Annotated in this window: 12 protein-coding genes; 8 read left to right on the top strand and 4 right to left on the bottom strand. The window is 64.7% G+C overall.

Features of this window, described 5'->3' with window-relative positions; all coding sequences use genetic code 11:
- On the bottom strand, positions 1–858 hold an 858-nt coding region (gene aztB / locus C1D09_RS12205; RefSeq protein ID WP_143974563.1), incomplete at its 3' end, for a zinc ABC transporter permease AztB.
- Positions 858–1,670 (bottom strand): zinc ABC transporter ATP-binding protein AztA, encoded by an 813-nt coding sequence (gene aztA / locus C1D09_RS12200; RefSeq protein ID WP_143974561.1) that lies wholly within the window; start codon positions 1,668–1,670, stop codon positions 858–860. The genes aztA and aztB, both read right to left, overlap by 1 nt.
- Positions 1,671–1,891: 221 nt before the next feature.
- On the opposite strand from aztA, the gene C1D09_RS12195 reads away from it, so the two are divergent.
- Complete coding sequence (locus C1D09_RS12195; RefSeq protein WP_143974559.1) at positions 1,892–2,236, top strand: RidA family protein; 345 nt, start codon at positions 1,892–1,894, stop codon at positions 2,234–2,236.
- 151 nt (positions 2,237–2,387) lie between these two features.
- Here the strand turns inward: C1D09_RS12195 and hutC are convergent, their stop codons facing one another.
- Both hutC and C1D09_RS12185 read right to left on the bottom strand, forming a co-directional pair.
- Positions 2,388–3,134 (bottom strand): histidine utilization transcriptional repressor HutC, encoded by a 747-nt coding sequence (gene hutC, locus C1D09_RS12190; RefSeq protein WP_143974557.1) that lies wholly within the window; start codon positions 3,132–3,134, stop codon positions 2,388–2,390.
- Positions 3,135–3,147: 13 nt separating this feature from the next.
- A complete protein-coding gene (locus C1D09_RS12185) occupies positions 3,148–4,503 on the bottom strand; it encodes a formimidoylglutamate deiminase (RefSeq protein WP_143974555.1) in 1,356 nt (451 codons plus the stop codon).
- Between the two features lie 97 nt (positions 4,504–4,600).
- Here C1D09_RS12185 and hutI point away from each other — a divergent pair, with 97 nt between their 5' ends.
- The 7 genes from hutI (at position 4,601) to C1D09_RS12150 (ending at position 19,731) form a co-directional block, all read left to right on the top strand.
- Positions 4,601–5,830, top strand: a complete 1,230-nt coding sequence (gene hutI, locus C1D09_RS12180) for an imidazolonepropionase (RefSeq protein ID WP_167514575.1) — start codon at positions 4,601–4,603, stop codon at positions 5,828–5,830.
- The gene (hutH, locus tag C1D09_RS12175; protein WP_143974553.1) at positions 5,827–7,368 is read left to right on the top strand and encodes a histidine ammonia-lyase; all 1,542 of its coding nucleotides are present in this window, start codon (positions 5,827–5,829) and stop codon (positions 7,366–7,368) included. Before hutI ends, hutH begins: the two co-directional genes overlap by 4 nt.
- The gene (gene hutG / locus C1D09_RS12170) at positions 7,368–8,186 is read left to right on the top strand and encodes an N-formylglutamate deformylase (RefSeq protein ID WP_143974552.1); all 819 of its coding nucleotides are present in this window, start codon (positions 7,368–7,370) and stop codon (positions 8,184–8,186) included. Before hutH ends, hutG begins: the two co-directional genes overlap by 1 nt.
- Positions 8,187–8,210: 24 nt before the next feature.
- Positions 8,211–8,585, top strand: a complete 375-nt coding sequence (locus tag C1D09_RS12165; RefSeq protein ID WP_143974550.1) for a hypothetical protein — start codon at positions 8,211–8,213, stop codon at positions 8,583–8,585.
- Positions 8,582–10,255, top strand: a complete 1,674-nt coding sequence (hutU, locus tag C1D09_RS12160; protein WP_208760372.1) for a urocanate hydratase — start codon at positions 8,582–8,584, stop codon at positions 10,253–10,255. The genes C1D09_RS12165 and hutU overlap by 4 nt, the downstream gene beginning before the upstream one ends.
- A gap of 12 nt (positions 10,256–10,267) precedes the next feature.
- Complete coding sequence (locus tag C1D09_RS12155) at positions 10,268–10,846, top strand: HutD/Ves family protein (protein WP_143974547.1); 579 nt, start codon at positions 10,268–10,270, stop codon at positions 10,844–10,846.
- A 287-nt stretch (positions 10,847–11,133) separates the two neighbouring features.
- Positions 11,134–19,731: a glycoside hydrolase family 94 protein gene (locus C1D09_RS12150; protein WP_143974545.1), complete on the top strand. Its 8,598-nt coding sequence runs from the start codon at positions 11,134–11,136 to the stop codon at positions 19,729–19,731.
- Positions 19,732–19,777: the final 46 nt, after the last annotated feature.

Genomic DNA, 19,777 nt, shown 5'->3' with positions numbered 1-19,777 from the left:
GTGATGGATGATGCGGGCGCGCAGAATGCCGCGCGTGCCGAACAGGATCGAGGCGAAGTAGACGACGCCGGCCGACAGGATGATGGCGGGGCCGGACGGCAGCGACGCGTGATAGGACAACAGCAGCCCGGCGATGCATGAGGCAAAGCCGATCAGCACGGCCAGCACGCACATCGGCTCGACGCGCACTGTCCAGAAGCGGGCGGCGGCTGCCGGCAGCATCATCAGTCCGACCGACAGAAGCGTGCCGAGCGCTTGGAAGCCGCCGACGAGGTTGAGCACGACCAGACCAAGGAAAATGAAATGCACCGGGCTGCCCATCCGGCTGACCGACCGCAGGAACAGCGGATCGAGGCATTCGGCGACCAGCGCCCGCCAGAAGATGGCGAGGCTGACCAGCGTCACCGCGACGATGCCGCCGATCAGCGTCAGCGCCTCATTGTTAAGCGCCAGCACCGTGCCGAACAGCACATGCATGAGATCGACGCTGGAGCCGCGGATCGACACCATCAGCACGCCGATGGCCAGCGAAATCAGATAAAAGGCCGCCATCGAGGCGTCCTCGCGCTGGATAGTGAAACGCGAGACAGCACCCGCGCCGAGCGCGACGATGATGCCGGCAATCAGGCCACCAACGGTCATCGGCAGGATTTCCAGCCCGTAGAACAGGAAGCCGGCGGCCGCACCCGGCAGGATGGCATGCGCCATCGCGTCACCCGACAGGCTCATGCGCCGCAGCATCAGGAAGACGCCGATCGGGCAGGCGCCGATGGACAGCATCAGCGAGCCGAACAGCGCCTGCTGCATGAAACCGAAATCGGCGAACGGTGCGACGAACAGACCGTAGAGCGCTTCCATCAGGCAGCCCTCGGCCCGGCGCCATGGTGATGGTCGTGGCCATGATGGTTGTGACCATTGGCATGATCATGACCGTGCTCGTCCGGTTCGCACCAGGGCGCGTTCTCTTCCCAGGCTTCGTGGAAGCGACGGGCGCGCAGCAGGTTTTCCGGCTTCAGCGTCTCGCGCGTTTCCCCCCAGGCGATCGGCTGGCGGGCAAGCAGCAAGGTCTCGGGAAAGTTCTGCCGCACCAGCTCGAGATCATGGACGACGACCATGATGGTGCGTTCCTCGCCATGCCAGCGCTTGATCAGGGCAATCAGGTCGCCCACCGTCTTGGCATCGACGGCATTGAACGGTTCGTCGAGCAGGATCAGGTCGGCATCCTGCAGCAACACGCGGGCAAACAGCGTGCGCTGCAGCTGGCCACCCGACAGCGTGTCGATCGGCCGCTTCTCGAAGCCGCCAAGGCCGACCGCCGTCAGTGCCTGGCTGACCGCGGCGCGATCCTCTGATGTGTGGCGGCCGAGCATGCCGCGCTTTGGCCAGAGACCGAGAGAGACCAGGTCGACGACCCGCGCCGGGAAGGAGCGGTCCAGTTCCGATTGCTGCGGCAGGTAGGCGGCGCGCACGCCTGGCGCGCGAACAACCTCGCCGGCCATAGGCTTCAACACGCCGACAATGCCCTTCATCAGCGTCGACTTGCCGGAGCCGTTGGCGCCGACAACGGCGGTCAGTGAGCCCTTGCGGATCGTCCCGTCGAGATGGTGGATCGCCGGGTGGCTGTTGTAGCCCAGCGTCAGGTCACGGAATGTCAGGCAGGTCTGCGTCATGTCGTTCCGTGGAGCAGCGAAATCCGGCCGCGGGCAAGGGCCGATTGGATATGTGATGTTATTACATTAGTCAACAAGCCATTCGGGCGGAATTGCGACCGTAGGCTCAACTTGCCGTGAGTCCCTTGCGCACTGGTCCAAGGGGATTTGGCCCCGGCGGCCTTGCCCGAAGCGAACCGCAACTCTAAACAGTCGCCACCCACAACAGGAAGGAACCTCCCATGAGCATTCGTCGCATCGATGTTGGTCCGCGCATGAGCCAGATTGTCATCCACGGCAACACCGTCTATCTGGCCGGCCAGGTCGGCGAGCCCGGAGGCAACGTCGCCTCGCAGACCCGCGACATCCTGACGACCATCGACGAATTGCTGGCCAAGGCCGGAACCGACAAGACCAAGATCGTTCAGGCGATCATCTGGCTGGCCGATATGAGTACCTTCGCCGAGATGAATTCTGAATGGGACAAGTGGGTGCCGCAGGGCCACACCCCCGCCCGCGCCACCGGTGAAGCCAAGCTCGCCGGGCCGGAATACCTGGTCGAGATTATTGTCACGGCGGCGATTTAAGGCGTCGACGTTGAACCTGCCGATCTCTTCCCCTCGCCCGGCAGGGCAGAGGGGGGGCGCTGGCCGCTGCGCAACTGCCCTATGGCTCCGGGCGTTCGGTATGCGAAAAGCCAAATCGTTGGCTTTTCGCCAGCCTTCGGCTGGACACGCCTCACCCCTGCGACGGCGTGAACCTTGCCACCAGCGTGTGGCTTTCCGCCGGATAGATAAACCGCACATGCGTAACCGGGCGTTCAGCGCTCCAGGTGCGGCGCTCGACCACCAGGCAGGGCGCGCCCGGATCGATGTCGAGCGCGTCGGCGATAGCCTCGTCGGCGGCCATGGCACGGATGCGGTGCTCGGCCTCGCTCCATGGTACGCGGCCGATCAGCCAGGGGCCGGCGGCGATCTCCAGAAACTCTTCGTCGCCGGCTTCCGGAACCGCGGAAAGATTGATCAGGCGCTGCTCGAGCGCGAATGGCCGTTCGCCGGCAAAATGCAGGCCTTCGACCCATAGCACCGACCCCGTGGCGGACAGCCCTAGCAGTGCTCTGTCCTCCGCGTTGCTGCGGCGCTTCAGCTGTTCCAGCCGCTCGTAGCGATAGGGCAGGCCGAGCGCTTCGACCTCGATCCTGATGTCGTGAAGTTCCAGCACCGCCGCCTGCGACTGCGGGCGGCGGACGAAGCTGCCCGAGCGGCGGCGGCGTTCGATCAGCCCGGCCTTGGCCAACTGCGACAGCGCCTTGTTCACGGTCATGCGCGAGCAATTGTACTCGGTCGTCAGTTCGTGCTCGAAGGGGATGCGATGTCCGGGCGCCCAGGCGCCAGACAGGATCCTTTCCCTGATGTCGGACAGGATGCGCTGGTGCAGAGAGATGCTCTCTGCGCCGTCAATATCATCTGCCTCGATCAAGCTCATCAAACGTCCTGCTTCAGTTCTGCGAGAGGTCGGTCATGACTTTGCGGAACCGCTCGGCTATAGCCGCGCGCTTGGCATGCCTGCCGCCGCTGACCTGCTTCTTGCCGTGCACCCAGACGCAATCGATCGTGCTGCCATTGGCGAAGATCCAGGCATCGAGGATGGCGTCGCCGGTCTTGCCGGCCAGCGAAGGATGGCCGGCGTCGAGCGAGACGAAATCGGCCGGACCGCCGGCAACAATCCGTGACGAGCCGGCGCCGAGCGCACGGCCGCCGCCCTCGAGCGCGGCATCGAACAGCGCCCGCCCGGTCGAGCCACCGGCCACGGCCAGCACATTGCGAGCGCGGTGGGCGAGGCGCTGCGAATATTCGAGCTGCCTCAGCTCGTCGGGCAGGCCGATCAGCACGTTGGAATCGGAGCCTATGCCAAAGCGGCCGCCATTCTCGATGAACAGGGAGGCCGCAAAGGTGCCGTCGCCGAGATTGGCCTCTGTGATCGGGCAGAGGCCGGCAATGGCGCCGCTCCTGGCCATGCCGATCGTCTCCGCATCGGTCATATGGGTGGCGTGGATCAGGCACCAGCGCTGGTCGACTTCGGCTTTGGCCAGCAGTAATTCGACCGGGCGTGCGCCGGACCAGGCCAGGCAGTCCTCGACCTCCTTCACCTGTTCTGCGACGTGGATGTGGATCGGCCCATCCGGCGCCAAAGCAGCAATTTGGCTCAATTCCTCCTGTGTGGCGGCGCGCAGACTGTGCGGGGCGACACCGACGACAGCCTGATTCAACCCGCGAACCGATTCGCGGGACTTCTCAACAAGCCGGGAGAACCGATTCACATCGTTGATGAATCGCTTTTGCCCTTCGTTCGGAGCCGCTCCGCCGAACGAGGAGTGCGCGTAAAATACCGGCAGCAGCGTCAGGCCGATGCCCGTTTCGCCGGCGGCGGCGGCGATGCGCTCGGCCATCTCGGCAAGATTGGCGTAAGGGTTTCCGTCGCGGTCGTGGTGCAGATAGTGAAATTCGCCGACGCGGGAAAAACCGGCCTCCAGCATCTCGACATAGAGCTGCGCGGCGACCGCCTCGACCTGATCGGGCGTCATCGACAACGCGAAGCGGTACATAACCTCGCGCCAGCTCCAGAAACTGTCGGCGGAGGGGCCGCGAAGCTCAGCCAGGCCGGCCATGCCGCGCTGGAAGGCGTGGCTGTGCAGATTGGGCATGCCGGACACGACAATGGCGTGGCGCTCGTCGCCGGCCTGCGGAATGGCGGCCGCTTCGACAGAGGCGATGCGGTCCCCATCGACCGCGATCCTGACATTGCCTTGCCAGCCCTTCGGCAGCAGCGCCTGTTCCGCAAAGATCGCCGTCACGTCTGTCTCCAAATCTGCATGCCCGGGCGACGAGACCACTTGCGTCGCGTTTCAATATGTATATACATAATTGCCATCCTTTCAAATGGAAAAGATGATGGGTGGAGCAGACGGGAAGAGCGGCCATCGTGTCTGGCGTAATGCGCGCCTGGCGACCATGGCCGACGGTGTGGCTGGTCTCGGCATTGTCGAGAAAGGCGCGATCGCCGCGCGCGATGGTGTCATTGTTTATGCGGGCGCCGAAGCAGACATGCCGGCTTCGGCGGGGCAGGGCGCCGAGACCGTCGATTGCGAGGGCCGCTGGATCACGCCGGGCCTGATCGATTGCCACACGCATCTTGTCTATGCGGGCAACCGCGCCAACGAATTCGAGATGCGGCTGGCCGGCGCAACCTATGAGGAAGTCGCCCGGGCCGGCGGCGGCATCGTGTCTTCGGTCAGGTCGCTGCGCGCGGCAAGCGAGGATGACCTCGTCGCCCAGGCGCTGCCGCGCCTCGATGCGCTGATGGCCGAAGGGGTCACGACGGTCGAGGTCAAGTCGGGCTATGGCCTTGATCTCGACAACGAGAAGAAGTCATTGCGTGCCGCCCGTCGGCTGAGCGGCGAACGGGCGGTGACGATCCGCACGACCTGTCTGGCTGCCCACGCACTGCCGCCCGAAGCCAAGGGTGACAAGGATGCCTTCATCGATCTCGTCGCCAAGCAGATTGTTCCCGCGGTTGCCGCCGATGGACTGGCCGATGCGGTCGACGGTTTTTGTGAAGGCATAGCATTCTCGACGGAACAGATGGCGCGCGTCTTCGACAAGGCGAAAGCGCTCGGGCTGCCGGTGAAACTCCATGCCGACCAGCTTTCGAATCTGCACGGCGCCGCGCTGGCCGCCAGCTATGGTGCGTTGTCGGCGGATCATCTCGAATACACCGATGAAGCAGGCGCCGCCGCGATGGCGAAGGCCGGCACGGTGGCGACCATCCTGCCCGGCGCCTATTACTTCATCCGCGAGACCAAGAAGCCGCCTGTCGAGCTGTTCCGCAGCCATGGCGTGAAGATGGCGGTGGCGACGGACAGCAATCCCGGTACTTCGCCGCTCACCTCGCTGTTGCTCACCATGAATATGGCGGCGACGCTCTTTGGCCTGACCGTCGATGAATGCCTTGCCGGCGTCACCCGCGAGGCCGCGCGGGCGCTTGGCCTTCTCGACAAGGCCGGCACGCTGGAAGCCGGCAAATCCGCCGACCTGGCGATCTGGGACATCGAGCGCCCCGCCGAACTCGTTTATCGCATGGGCTTCAATCCGCTCCATGCCCGTATCTGGAGAGGACAATGACCGAACTGACCCTGAAGCCCGGCAATGCGACGCTGGCCGACTGGCGCGCCATCTATCGTGGCGCAGTGCCGAAGCTGGATGAGGCCAGCCGTCCAAAAATCAAGGCGAGCGCCGAGGCCGTCGCCAGGATCGTTGCCAAGGGTGATCCCGTCTATGGCATCAACACCGGCTTCGGCAAACTGGCCAGCGTGCGCATCCCCGCCGGCGATCTCGAGACCTTGCAGCGCAATATTGTGCTGTCGCACGCCGCCGGCGTCGGCGAGCCGATGCCGGTTGCAATTGCCCGCCTGATGATGGCGCTGAAACTTGCCAGCTTGGCGCAAGGTGCGTCTGGGGTGCGCCCCGAAACCATCGATTTGCTGGAAGCCATGCTCGCCAACGACGTCATCCCGGTGGTGCCGGCGCAAGGCTCCGTCGGCGCGTCCGGCGATCTCGCACCTCTGTCGCACATGACGGCGGTGATGATCGGCGTCGGCGAATGCTTTACCCCGCATGGCCGGTTCCCGGCCAAGGTCGCGTTCGTCTCGCACGGCCTGGAGCCGGTGACGCTCGGCGCCAAGGAAGGCCTGGCGCTGCTCAACGGCACGCAGTTTTCGACCGCCTACGCGCTCGCCGCTTTGTTCGAAGCCGAAGTGCTATACCAGTCGGCGCTGGTTGCCGGCGCGCTGTCGACCGATGCTGCCAAGGGGTCCGACGCGCCTTTCGATCCGCGCATTCATCTGCTGCGCAGGCATCGAGGTCAGATCGAGACGGCGGAGGCGCTGCGCAATCTGATGGCCGGCAGCGCCATCCGTGAATCGCACCGGGTCGGCGACGAGCGGGTGCAGGATCCGTACTGCCTGCGCTGTCAGCCGCAGGTGATGGGCGCCGCGCTCGACGTGCTGCGCAAGGCCGCCGATACGCTCGGCACCGAAGCCAATGGCGTGACCGACAATCCGCTGATCTTCGCCGAGGACGACACCGCCCTTTCCGGCGGCAATTTCCACGCCGAGCCGGTGGCTTTTGCCGCCGACATGATCGCACTGGCCGTCTGCGAGATCGGCTCGCTGTCGGAACGCCGCATCGCGATGCTGGTCGACCCGGCGCTGTCCGGCATGCCGGCCTTCCTGACGCCGAAGCCCGGCCTCAACTCCGGCTTCATGATCCCTCAGGTGACGGCGGCCGCACTCGTTTCGGAAAATAAGCAGAAGGCCTATCCGGCCAGCGTCGATTCCATCCCGACCTCGGCCAACCAGGAAGACCACGTCTCGATGGCCGCACACGGCGCGCGCCGGCTGATCGGCATGGTCGAGAATGCCACGGCGGTGATCGGCATCGAATTGCTGGCCGCCGCCCAGGGCTGCGATTTCCACCAGCCGCTGGCGTCGAGTGCTGCCCTGGAAGCGGTGCGCAAGCTGGTCCGGGCCGAGGTGCCGCATCTCGACAATGACCGCCACTTCCACCCCGACATGGAAAAGGCGATCGCCACGGTGCGCAGTGGTGCGACCGTGAAGGCTGCCAGCGCGGTGGCGCTGCCGTCGATTGCGGGAGCGGCGTGATGGCCGCCACACCCTGGCTCACCGTCAACCGAGGCACAGCGCCGTTGCTGGTGTCGATCCCGCACACTGGCATCGACCTCGCTGGCCTTGAACCCCGGCTGGTGTCGCCCTGGCTCGGCCGCCGCGATTGCGACTGGTGGATCGACAAGCTGTATGACTTCGCCGGAAGCCTCGGCGCCACGGTCGTCCACACCGCGATCTCGCGCACAGTCATCGACGTCAATCGCGACCCGTCCGGCGCCTCGCTCTACCCTGGCCAGGCGACCACCGGTCTGTGCCCGACCGAGACCTTCGATGGCGATCCGCTTTACCGCGAGGCTGAAGAGCCGGGGCCGTCGGAGGTCGACGAGCGTCGCGAAAAATTCTTCATGCCCTACCACGCTGCCTTGCAATCTGAGATCGACCGCTTGCGTGGCTTGCACGAAAAGATCGTCCTTTACGACTGCCACTCGATCCGTTCGGTGCTGCCGCGTCTGTTCGAGGGCAGGCTGCCGGTGTTCAATCTCGGCACCAATGACGGCAGCAGCGCCGATCCCGTCCTGCAGGAAAAGGTCGCCGAAATTCTCGCTGGAACCGGCGAGACATGGGTGGTCAACGGTCGCTTCAAGGGCGGCTGGATCACGCGCCATTTCGGCCAGCCGCAGAGCGGCGTGCATGCGCTGCAGATGGAACTCTCCAATCGTGGCTACATGCGCGAGCCCGAGGAGAAGGGCTCGCCGGACAATTGGCCGGTGCCTTATGACGTCGGATTTGCGGCGCCGATCCGCTTAACGCTGGAGAACATTCTGAATACCGCGATTGCCTGGGCGCAGGGCTGACCGGCAATTCTTCGGAGGAACGCAGTGATCGGACATGTCAGGACATTCCTTCTCGCGGCGGGGTTGGTTTTAGCTGCAATCATTTCGGCATTCGCCGCCGAAGTGGCGATGAGAGGGCCGGAAATTCTTGCCGATCTAAAGGGCGCGCAGGTCCAGGGCGACGGCTGGTCCCAAGACTTCGATGACGGCGGCGCAACCAGCTATGCCAGAGGCGACAGTCACCAGATAGGCCGCTGGGACGTGCGTGGTGACCAGTACTGCTCGCTGTGGCCACCCTCTGATGTTTGGGCCTGCTACACCATGACGATCGATTCCTCCAATCCTGCCAACGAGCGGATCACCTGGATTAGCGCCGACGGCTCCCGCAGCACCGCGCATCTCATTCGAAAGGGACAATGATGAACAATCCTCGACACAACATCCGTGAAGTCCGCGCGCCCCGCGGTGACAAGCTCAACGCCCGCTATTGGACGACCGAAGCGCCGCTGCGCATGCTGATGAACAATCTCGACCCCGATGTCGCCGAAAACCCCAATGAACTGGTCGTCTATGGCGGTATTGGCCGCGCCGCGCGCACCTGGAACGATTTCGACCGCATCGTCGCCTCGCTGAAGACGCTTGGCGAGGACGAGACGCTGCTGGTGCAGTCGGGCAAGCCGGTTGGCGTCTTCCGCACCCATGCGGATGCGCCGCGCGTGCTGATCGCGAATTCCAACCTCGTGCCGCACTGGGCGACCTGGGAGAAATTCAACGATCTCGATAGAAAAGGCCTGATGATGTACGGCCAGATGACGGCCGGCTCGTGGATCTACATCGGCACGCAGGGCATCGTGCAGGGCACCTACGAGACCTTCGTCGAGGCCGGCCGCCAGCACTATGGCGGCAACCTCAAGGGCAAGTGGATCCTGACCGGCGGCCTCGGCGGCATGGGCGGCGCCCAGCCGCTGGCCGCCGTGATGGCCGGCGCCTGCTGCCTGGCCATCGAATGCAACCCGGACTCCATCGATTTCCGCCTGCGTACCCGCTATGTCGACGAGAGGGCCGAGACGCTAGACGAGGCAATGGAGATGATCGAGCGCTGGACCAAGGCCGGCGAGGCGAAGTCCGTCGGCCTGCTCGGCAATGCCGCCGAGATCGTGCCGGAAATGTTCAGGCGCGGCATCCGCCCCGATATGGTCACCGACCAGACCTCGGCCCACGACCCCATCAACGGTTATCTGCCGAAGGGCTGGACCATGGCCGAGTGGCGTGAGAAGCGCGTCAGCGACCCGAAGGCGGTCGAGAAGGCGGCCCGGGCTTCCATGCGTGAACATGTCGAGGCGATGGTGGCCTTCTGGAACGCCGGTGTGCCGACGCTGGACTACGGCAACAACATCCGCCAGGTCGCGAAGGACGAAGGGTTTGAGAACGCCTTCGCCTTCCCCGGTTTCGTGCCGGCCTATATCCGCCCACTGTTCTGCCGCGGCATCGGTCCGTTCCGCTGGGCCGCTCTCTCCGGCGATCCCGAGGATATCTACAAGACCGACGCCAAGGTACGCGAACTGACGCCCGGCAACACCCATCTGCACAATTGGCTCGACATGGCGCGCGAGCGGATCTCGTTCCAAGGCCTGCCGGCGCGCATCTGCTGGGTCGGTCTCGGCGACCGCCACCGGCTGGGCCTCGCCTTCAACGAGATGGTGGCCAGGGGCGAACTCAAGGCGCCGGTCGTCATCGGCCGCGATCACCTCGATTCCGGCTCGGTCGCCTCGCCGAACCGCGAGACCGAGGCCATGAAGGACGGCTCGGACGCCGTGTCCGACTGGCCGCTGCTCAATGCGCTGCTCAACACAGCGTCGGGCGCCACCTGGGTGTCGCTGCATCATGGCGGCGGCGTCGGGATGGGCTTTTCCCAGCATGCCGGCATGGTCATCGTCGCCGACGGCACTCAGGACGCCGCCAGGCGCCTGGAGCGGGTGCTGTGGAACGATCCGGCGACCGGCGTCATGCGCCACGCCGATGCCGGCTACGACATCGCGATCGGGTGCGCCAAGGAGCACCAGCTCAATTTGCCCGGCATTCTCGGCTGACAGGCTGAAATCATGCGCATTCTTCGTGCCGCCGACTACCGCGTCATGCCGTGGAAGAACGGCGGCGGCACGACGACCGAAATCGCCGTCTCGCCCAACGGCGCCGGCCTTGACGAATTCGACTGGCGCGTGTCGATAGCCCGCGTCAAGGGCAGTGGGCCGTTTTCCAGCTTTGCCGGCATAGATCGCACGCTGTCGGTGCTGGAAGGCGATGGCATCGTGCTCGATGTCGCTGACCGGCCCGCGGTGCGGCTGACGCCGGCGTCCGCGCCTTTTGCCTTTCCAGCAGACCTGCCGACCAGTGCCACGCTGATCGCCGGCCCGATCACCGACCTCAACGTCATGACGCGCCGCGGTCGCGCGCTGCATACGGTCGAGCGCCTGGCCATTTCGCAGCCTGTGGACATCGCGACTCGGGCCGGTTCGGCCCTCATTCTTTGCCACAAGGGCGAAGCTGTTTTCCCGGAGGCTGGGTCAATTCGCCTCGGGCCGCTCGACACGCTGCTGGTCGGGCCGGAGACGCCTATCCTGAAGGTCAAGCCGGCGCGGGATATGACGCTGTTCGTGGTCCGGATAGCCACCGCCGCCTGACGCTTTCGCGCCAACGGTTACCGCCTGTTTCCAAACATGATCGCACGCCGGCGAAATATAGCGTAAGCTCCTGCCGGGATCACGAAAAAGCCCGAATCCTCTCCGTCGATCGATCCTGACGAGAGCGAGGGGCGCTCGTCTTTGAGTTTGGTCGAAAGATGACGCTCTGTCGTGGTGCGGAAACAAACTTTCGGCATAGGGGTTGATGCAACCAATTGCATTTGAACCGGTTTTAGGGCCATTGCCGTGGCGGTGACGCCGCTGAGTGCCCGCTTACGGAATTTTCAATGAATATTCAGACGAATCCTGCCCAGATCGAGAAGACAAGCGCGAGCTTCCCGGCCATCACGGAAGAGCCGATAAGGTCGACATTCCTGCCGGAGGAGCGCCTGAGGCTGCTCGGCGAAAGCCTGGCAAAGGGCGATCTCGCCGACCTTTTCGGCCTGATCCCCTTCGATTTCCAGGCCCGCATCCGCGACAGCGCCAAGAGGATCCTCGAAGTCTACCGTTCGACTAATGCGGCGCAGGCCAAGGGTGAAACGATCACCCCGGCCGCGCAATGGCTGCTCGACAACAACTATCTGGTCGAGGAAACCATTTTTCAGGTCAAGCGCGACCTGCCGCGCCGCTTCTATCGTCAGTTGCCAACGCTGAAACTGCCTGACGGCGGCACCGTGCCGCGCGCGCTGGCGTTGGCCTGGACCTATGTGGCGCATTCGGACAGTTCGGTCTCGGCGACCATGTTCAAGTCCATCGTCCAGGGTTTTCAGTCGGTCGAGCCGCTGAAGATCGGTGAACTCTGGGCGCTGCCGTCGCTTTTGCGCTTCGTGCTGATCGAAAATCTCCGCCGGCTGGCCGTCAGGGTCAATCGCACCCGCCAGATGCGCCAGATCGCCAACGACGTGGCCGACAAGGTGCTGGCGACCGACGGGAGTGCCGACCGCCAGGCGATCCTGGCCAATTTCAGCGCTCACGCGCAGGACACCACCTTTGCCACGCAGCTTCTCTATCGCTTGCGCGATGGCTCGCAGAACGCCGGCAAGGCCCTGGAATGGCTGGAAGGCGAGCTCGAAAAGACCGGCTCCGATGCCGAGGAGATCATCATCTCCGAGCATCACACGCTGTCCAGTGGCAATGTCACGACCGGCAACATCATCCGCGGCCTGCGCCTCATCAACGATGTCGACTGGACAGTCTGGTTCGAAGGCGTCAGCCGCATCGACACCGTGCTGCGCGAGCGCACCGATTTCGCCGCGCTCGACTTCTTCTCGCGCGACCAATACCGCACCGCGATCGAGGAACTTGCCCGCCGCTCGAACCTGTCGGAATATCGCGTCGCTGAAAAGGCGATCGAACTGGCCGGCCAGGCCGCTAGCGAACACGCCGCCAGCGAACACGTGTCGGCCGGCGACGGCGACGATTCCGCTCCGGCTCCGTCCGCGCATACCGATGTCGGCTTCTTCCTCGTCGGTCCGCGCCGTCTGGAGCTGGAAAAAGCGATCGACTATCGGCCCACCATCAGCCAGACGGTCAAGCGGACCTTCGCCAAGACCGGATGGTTGGGCATCGTCCTGCCTGTTTTCGCACTGACGGCGCTGCTTCTTGTCCTCACCGGCAACGCGTTGGCCAATCTCGGCCTTTCGGTGACCTCGATCGTCCTGATGCTGGCGCTGTTTGCCGTGCCGGCGAGCGAAGGCGCGCTGGCCTTCTTCAACACTGTCGTCTCGCTCTTCCTCAAGCCGACACGCCTGATCGGCTACGACTACAGGCACGGTGTGCCGCCCGAGGCGCGCACGCTGGTGGTTGTGCCATCGCTCATCGGCTCGCGCGACGATGTCGAGGAAAACATCCGCAACCTCGAAGTCCACTACCTTGCCAATCTGGTGGACGAGATCCATTTCGCGCTGCTGTCGGACTGGCCCGACAGCAAGATCGAGATCGATGCGGCCGACACCGAGATCCTCGAATATGCCCGCGCCGAGATCGCCCGTCTCAACGCCCGCTATCCCGCACAAGGCGCGCCGCGCTTCTACATCCTGCATCGCCGCCGCCTCTTCAACGCCGCTCAAGGGGCCTGGATGGGCTGGGAGCGCAAGCGTGGCAAACTGCATGAGCTTGACCTTTTGCTGCGTGGCGACAGCGACACGACCTTCCTGCCGCTTGACGTGCCGCTGCCGGAAAAAGTCGTGCATGTAATGACGCTCGACGCCGACACGCGCACCACACGCGATGCGGTGGCGAGCCTCGTCGGCAAGCTCTGCCATCCGCTCAACCGTCCGCATTTCGACGCCGCCAGGCGCATCGTCACCGCCGGCTACACGATCCTGCAGCCCCGCATCACCGCTTCGCTGACATCGGGCGACGAGGCCTCGTTCTTCCAGCGTGTGTTCTCGGCCAATCGCGGCCTGGACCCCTATGTCTTCGCTGTCTCCGACCTCTATCAGGATGTCTTTAGCGACGGGTCCTTCACCGGCAAGGGCCTCTATCATGTCGATGCGTTCGAAGCCGCCTTGCAAGGCCGCATCGAGGAAAACACCGTGCTCAGCCACGATCTGCTCGAAGGCGCGCTGGCGCGCGCGGCGCTGGTCACCGACGTCGAACTGGTCGAGGACTATCCGACCCGCTACTCGGTGGACGCCTCGCGTCACCATCGCTGGGCCCGCGGCGACTGGCAGCTTCTGGGCTTCATCCTCGATCCGCGCTCCGGCGTTCCGGCCCTGTCGCGCTGGAAGATGGTCGACAATCTGCGCCGCTCGCTGACGCCGATCTTCTGGGTGATGGCGGCGATTGCCGGCTGGACCCTGCTGCCCTTCACGCAGGCCGCGCAATGGCAGGCCTTGCTGATCCTCAGCCTGTTCATGGCGCCGACCTTCGATGTCGTCAACGCCATCCTGCCCAAGAGCGGCGATCAGACGCCGCGCGGTCATTTCTCGGCGCTGGCGCGCGATGTCGCCTTCGGCACCGCCATGGTGGCGCTGAAGATCGTGCTGATGGCGCACAACGCCTGGATGATGGGCGACGCCATCGTGCGCACGCTCTACCGGTTGTTCGTCAGCCGCCAGAATCTTCTGGAATGGCGCACCGCTTCCCAGGCTCACAAGGCCGGCGACAACGATGTCGGCTCCTATTACGGCATGATGTACGGCGCCGTCATCATCGGCATCGTCGGACTGGCCATTCCGGTGCTGGCCGATTCCACCGGCGCCTTCGTCGCCTTCTTCTTCGCCCTGTTCTGGATCGGCTCGCCGGCGATCGCCAGCTGGATCAGCCGCTCGGCCGAAACCGAGGATCGGCTGCGCATATCGCAGGCCGATATCCACACGCTGCGCACCATTGCGCGGCGCACCTGGCACTATTTCGAAAGCTTCGTCACGGCGGAGCATCACAATTTGCCGCCGGACAATTTCCAGGAAAGCCCGGCACCGGTCGTGGCGCCGCGCACGTCGCCGACCAATGTCGGCGTCTATCTCCTGTCGGTGGTCTCGGCGCGCGATTTCGGCTGGATCAGCCTGTCGGATGCCATCACCCGCATCGACGCCACCATGACGACCATAGAGAGCATGCCGCGCCACCGCGGCCATCTCTTCAACTGGTACGACACCACGACGCTGAAGCCGCTGTACCCGCTCTACATTTCGGCTGTCGACAGCGGCAATCTCGCCGGCCATCTGGTGGCCGTGGCGGCTGCCTGTGCCGAATGGGCGGAAGCGCCTTCCGTTCACCTCCAGGGTGATTTCGAAGGCATTCTCGACACGGTCACCATCCTGAGCGAAAGCCTCGATGAGTTGCCCGACGATCGTCGTCAGCTCAGGCCTCTGCGCCAGCGTCTCGTCGATCGGCTGGACGGCATGCGGCGTGCCGTCGAGACGATCAAGGCGCAGCCGGAAATGGCCTCGATCCGCACCATCAACCTCGCCGTGCTGGCGGGCGAGATCCGCAAGCTGGCCACCGCCATCCACACCGAGGCGGCCTCGGCCCAGAGCGACATCATCGTCGACTGGGCGGCGAGGCTGGAAGCCACATGCGAGGCACATGTCCATGATGCCCACAGCGACGACAACGCCGTCGAAGCGCTGCGCGCCAAACTTCTGACCTTGCGCGAGCGCACCCGTCGTTTCGCCTTCGAGATGGAATTCGCCTTCCTGATGCGGCCGGAACGCAAGTTGCTGTCGATCGGCTACCGGGTCGAGGAACACCAGCTCGACGAAAGCTGCTACGACCTTCTCGCCTCCGAGGCGCGGTTGACCAGCCTGTTCGCCATCGCCAAGGGCGACCTGCCGACCGAACATTGGTTCCGGCTCGGCCGTCCGATCGTCGAGATCGGTTTCCAGGGCGCGCTGATGTCCTGGTCGGGCTCGATGTTCGAGTATCTGATGCCGCCGCTGGTGATGAAGGAGGCGCAGGGCTCGATCCTCAACCAGACCAGCAAGCTGATCATCAAGCGTCAGATCCAGTACGGTCGCCAGAAAAACGTGCCCTGGGGCATCTCGGAAGCGGCCTACAACGCCCGCGACCGCGAACTGACCTACCAGTACACGAATTTCGGCGTGCCCGGGCTTGGGCTGAAGCGCGGTCTTGGCCAGAACACGGTGATCGCGCCCTACGCCACCATATTGGCGGCGCAGTTCAACCCGCGCGAAGCCGTGCAGAATCTGGCGCGTCTGCGCGACATCGGTGCGCTTGGCCCGCATGGTTTTTACGATGCGGTCGACTTCACACCGCAGCGCGTGCCTGAAGGGACCAACCACGCGGTCGTGCTGAACTACTATGCGCACCATTCGGGCATGTCGATCGCGGCGGTCGCCGACGCGATCTTCGAGGGTCGTCTGCGCGACCGCTTCCACAGCGATCCGGTTATTGAATCGGCTGAACTCCTGCTGCAAGAAAGGGCGCCGCGCGACATCCCGACCGCGACCGTCAGGACCGAAGCCGACGAGCGCGCGAAAGACGAGACCGAAACCGAGAGCCCCGACACACGCATCGTGCTCGATCCCCTGCGGGCGCTGCGCTCGACCAATGTGATGTCGAACGGTCGTTATTCGGTGATGGTGACGGCAACCGGCTCCGGCTACAGCCGCTGGGGCGATCTTTCCGTTACGCGCTGGCAGCCGGATCCGGTGGAGGACCGTCTGGGCTCCTACATCTTCCTGCGTGACGTCAGCACTGGAGACTGGTGGTCGGCAACGGCGGAGCCAAAGCGCGCGGCCGAGGAGAAGGTGCAGACCCTGTTCTCCGACGACAAGGCGAGCTTCGTCAAATTGGTCGGCACGTTGCGCTCCGAGGTCGAATGCATCGTCGTTTCCGAAGGCAATGGCGAGGGCCGTCGCATCACGCTCTACAATGAAAGCACGTCCGATCGTTTCATCGAGGTGACGTCCTTTGCCGAACTGGTGCTGGGTTTGGAGGCCTCCGATAACGCGCATCCGGCCTTCTCGAAGATGTTCGTGGAGACCGAAATCGCTGCCAACAACGGAGCGATCTTCGCCACGCGCCGCAAGCGCGAAACCAGCGAGCCCGATATTGCCCTGGCGCATTTCGTCACCGATCCGTCCGGTCCGGCGCGCGATGCCGAGGCCGAGACGGACAGGCGCGCCTTTATCGGCCGTGGCCGCTCGATCGTCGATGCCGCCGCTTTCGATCCGGGCGCCAGGCTTGGCGGTCATTCCGGCTTCACGCTCGATCCCATCGCCTCGCTGCGCCGTCAGGTGCGCGTGCCCGCAAACAAGAAGATATCCCTGACCTTCTGGACCGTCGTCGGGGCCAACCGCACGGAACTGGAAGAGGCGATAAACCGCCTCGACCATCAGGAGAGCTTTGCCCGTCAGGCCATGCTGGCCTGGACGCGCAGCCAGGTGCAGACCCGTCATATGGGCCTCAGCCTGACCGACGCCGCCAATGTGCAGAAACTGGCGCGCTATCTGATTTACCCGGACGCGTTCCTGCGCTTGCCGGCCGAATCCATCGCTTCGGGGCTCGGCAAGCAGTCGAGCCTGTGGCCGACCAGCATTTCGGGCGATTTCCCGATCTTCCTGGTCAGGATCGGCGACGTCGCCGATCTGGAAATCGTCGCCCAGGCGTTGCGCTTCCAGGAATACATGCGCACCCGCGGCATGATGATCGACTTCGTCGTCGTCAACGAGCAGGCCTCCTCCTATGTCCAGGACCTGCAGCGCGCGGTCGAGACGCTGTGCGAAAACAGCCGTCTGCGCGGCAAGGAACTCGGTCCCCGCCAGCACATCTTCGCGGTGCGCCGCGACCTGATGGAAGAGACCACCTACAAGACGCTGCTCGCCGTCGCCCGGGTGGTGCTGCACACGCGCAACGGCACCATCTTCGATCAGATCGAACGGGCCGAGGCGGCTGCCTTGCAGGCGCGCGACGGCCTGCCGTCCACCGGATTGCCGGCTCCGCGCGACATCCCGGCACTCGTGGCGCATGCCTTTGCCTCGCAGTCCGTGGCGGATGTCAGTGCCGATGGCTCTGGCCTCAGCCAATGGAACGGCTTTGGCGGTTTCGACGGCGACGGACGGCACTATGTGGTGCGTCTGGCTGGCCGGCGCACCACGCCGCAGCCCTGGATCAATGTCGTCTCCAACGCCTCGTTCGGCTTCCACACCTCCGCAGAGGGGGCAGCCTTCACCTGGAGCCGCAACAGCCGCGACTACCAGTTGACCCCGTGGTCCAACGATCCGGTCTCGAACCGGCCGGGCGAGGGCATCTATATCTACGATCAGGCCAGCGGCAGGGCGTTCTCGCCGATCGCCGCCGTGGTGCGCGATCCCTCGATGACCTACGAGGCCTGGCATGGCCAGGGCTTCTCCACCTTCCGCACGAAGCGCGGGCCGCTGTCGATGGACCTGACCCATGTGGTCGACCCGGTCGATCCGGTGAAGATCACGCGGCTGCGCATCCAGAATTCAGGCCCGGTGCCGGCGCGTCTGCGCGTCTATGCCTATGCCGAATGGGTGCTTGGCGGACATCGGTCGCGCACGGCCGCCACCATCGTCCCGTCCCGCGACGGGGCGACCGGCGCATTGCTGGCGCAAAACCCCTATGGGCTCGATTTCAGCGAGCGCGTGGCCTTCCTGGCCGCCGACGCCGCTGTCCATTCGGTGACGTCGGATCGTTCGGAGTTCCTCGGCCGGCACGGGTCGAGCGAACTGCCGCAGGCGGTGCTGACCGGCGCGGCCCTGTCGGGCCGGGTCGAAGCCGGCGACGATCCTTGCGCGGCGATCGCCCGCGACGTCGAGATTCCGGCCGGGGGCGACGTTACGCTGCTCTGGCTGCTCGGCGATGCCGACACCCCGGCGCAGGCGAGCGCGCTGGTGCTGAAGCACCGGGGCCAGGATTTCGACCAGCGCCTGGCCGACAATGAGCGCGAGTGGCGCGGTTTCCTCGACACCATCCAGGTTGAGACGCCGGACAAGGCGCTCAATGCAATGGTCAATCACTGGCTGCCCTATCAGAGCCTTGCCTGCCGCATCCGCGCCCGCTCGGCCTTCTACCAGGCAAGCGGCGCTTTCGGCTTCCGCGACCAGCTGCAGGACACGCTGGCGCTGTTGGCGCATGATCCGACACTGGCGCGCGACCAGATACTCAACGCCGCGCGACGCCAGTTCCCGGAGGGCGACGTGCAGCATTGGTGGCTGCCGCGCACCGGGGCCGGCGTGCGTACCATGATTTCCGACGACGTGGTCTGGCTGGCCCACGCCACGGCGCGCTATCTCAGTGTGACCGGCGACGCCGCCATCCTCAAGGAGCAACTGCCTTTCATCGACGGGCAGGCGCTGGGCGAGGGCGAGCACGATGCCTTCTTCACCCCGGAAATCTCGAAGAAGACGGTGTCGCTCTACGACCATTGCGCGCGGGCGCTCGACCTGGCCATCAAGCGCAGCAGTCCCGCCGGCCTGCCGCTGATCCTTGGCGGTGACTGGAACGACGGCATGAACCGTGTCGGCGAGCACGGCAAGGGTGAGAGCGTGTGGCTGGGCTGGTTCCTGCTGAAGACGCTGGGCGACTTCGCCCCCGTCGCCAAGAGCGAGGGCGACAGCAAGCGCGCGCAGGCCTGGGCAAAGCATGCCGAGGCGCTGAAACGGGCGCTCGAGAGCACGGCATGGGACGGCGAGTGGTACCGGCGCGGCAGTTTTGACGACGGCACGCCCTTGGGGTCGCGCACCTCCGAAGAGTGCAGGATCGACTCCATCGCCCAGTCCTGGAGCGTGCTTTCAGGCGAGGGCGACCCGGCACGGTCGACGACGGCGATGCAACAGGCGACCAGCCTGCTCGTCGACGACGAACTCAAGATCGTCAAACTGTTCACTCCACCCTTCTCGAAGACGCAGAAGGACCCCGGCTACATCAAGAGCTATCCGCCCGGCGTGCGCGAGAATGGCGGCCAGTACACGCATGCGGCGACGTGGTTCGTCACCGCGCTGGCCGAGATGGGGCAGACCGACGAAGCCTACCGATGCTTCTCCATGCTGAACCCGGTCAACCACGCATCCGACGAAGCCTCGGCCGAGAAATACCGCGTCGAACCCTATGTGGTGGCCGCCGATATCTATGCCGGAGACGACAAGGGCGGGCGTGGCGGCTGGACCTGGTACACCGGCTCGGCCGGCTGGCTCTACCGGGCGGCGGTCGAAAGCATCCTCGGCATCGAGCGGCGCGGCAAGCAGATCACGTTCCGGCCGAAACTGCCCAGCCATTGGGATGGCTACCAGGCTTCGCTCAAGATGCTGGGCGCCGAGATCAAGGTTCATGTCGTTCGCGACAAAAAGACCAAGACGATATTGCTTGAAGTCGATGGCTCGAAAACAAAGTCCGCGTCCTTCGAGCCGAAAGCTGGTACCCAGACCGAAGTCGTGGTCAAGATACCGTCGTAAAATCAATACGTTAGGTCATGGCGTCGCGCGTCCTTCAGGGCGCGCG

Source organism: Mesorhizobium intechi, assembly GCF_002879535.1.
GTDB lineage: Bacteria > Pseudomonadota > Alphaproteobacteria > Rhizobiales > Rhizobiaceae > Mesorhizobium > Mesorhizobium intechi.
The sequence above is the reverse complement of the archived record's forward strand: the minus strand, read 5'-3'. Positions and strand labels throughout refer to the sequence as shown.

Coding starts and splice junctions, on each gene's coding strand:
- hutG (WP_143974552.1), top strand. CDS start 7,368: ATGGCCGCCACACCCTGGCTCACCGTCAACCGAGGCACAGCGCCGTTG.
- C1D09_RS12195 (WP_143974559.1), top strand. CDS start 1,892: ATGAGCATTCGTCGCATCGATGTTGGTCCGCGCATGAGCCAGATTGTC.
- aztA (WP_143974561.1), bottom strand. CDS start 1,670: ATGACGCAGACCTGCCTGACATTCCGTGACCTGACGCTGGGCTACAAC.
- hutU (WP_208760372.1), top strand. CDS start 8,582: ATGATGAACAATCCTCGACACAACATCCGTGAAGTCCGCGCGCCCCGC.
- C1D09_RS12150 (WP_143974545.1), top strand. CDS start 11,134: ATGAATATTCAGACGAATCCTGCCCAGATCGAGAAGACAAGCGCGAGC.
- hutI (WP_167514575.1), top strand. CDS start 4,601: ATGGGTGGAGCAGACGGGAAGAGCGGCCATCGTGTCTGGCGTAATGCG.
- hutH (WP_143974553.1), top strand. CDS start 5,827: ATGACCGAACTGACCCTGAAGCCCGGCAATGCGACGCTGGCCGACTGG.
- hutC (WP_143974557.1), bottom strand. CDS start 3,134: ATGAGCTTGATCGAGGCAGATGATATTGACGGCGCAGAGAGCATCTCT.
- C1D09_RS12155 (WP_143974547.1), top strand. CDS start 10,268: ATGCGCATTCTTCGTGCCGCCGACTACCGCGTCATGCCGTGGAAGAAC.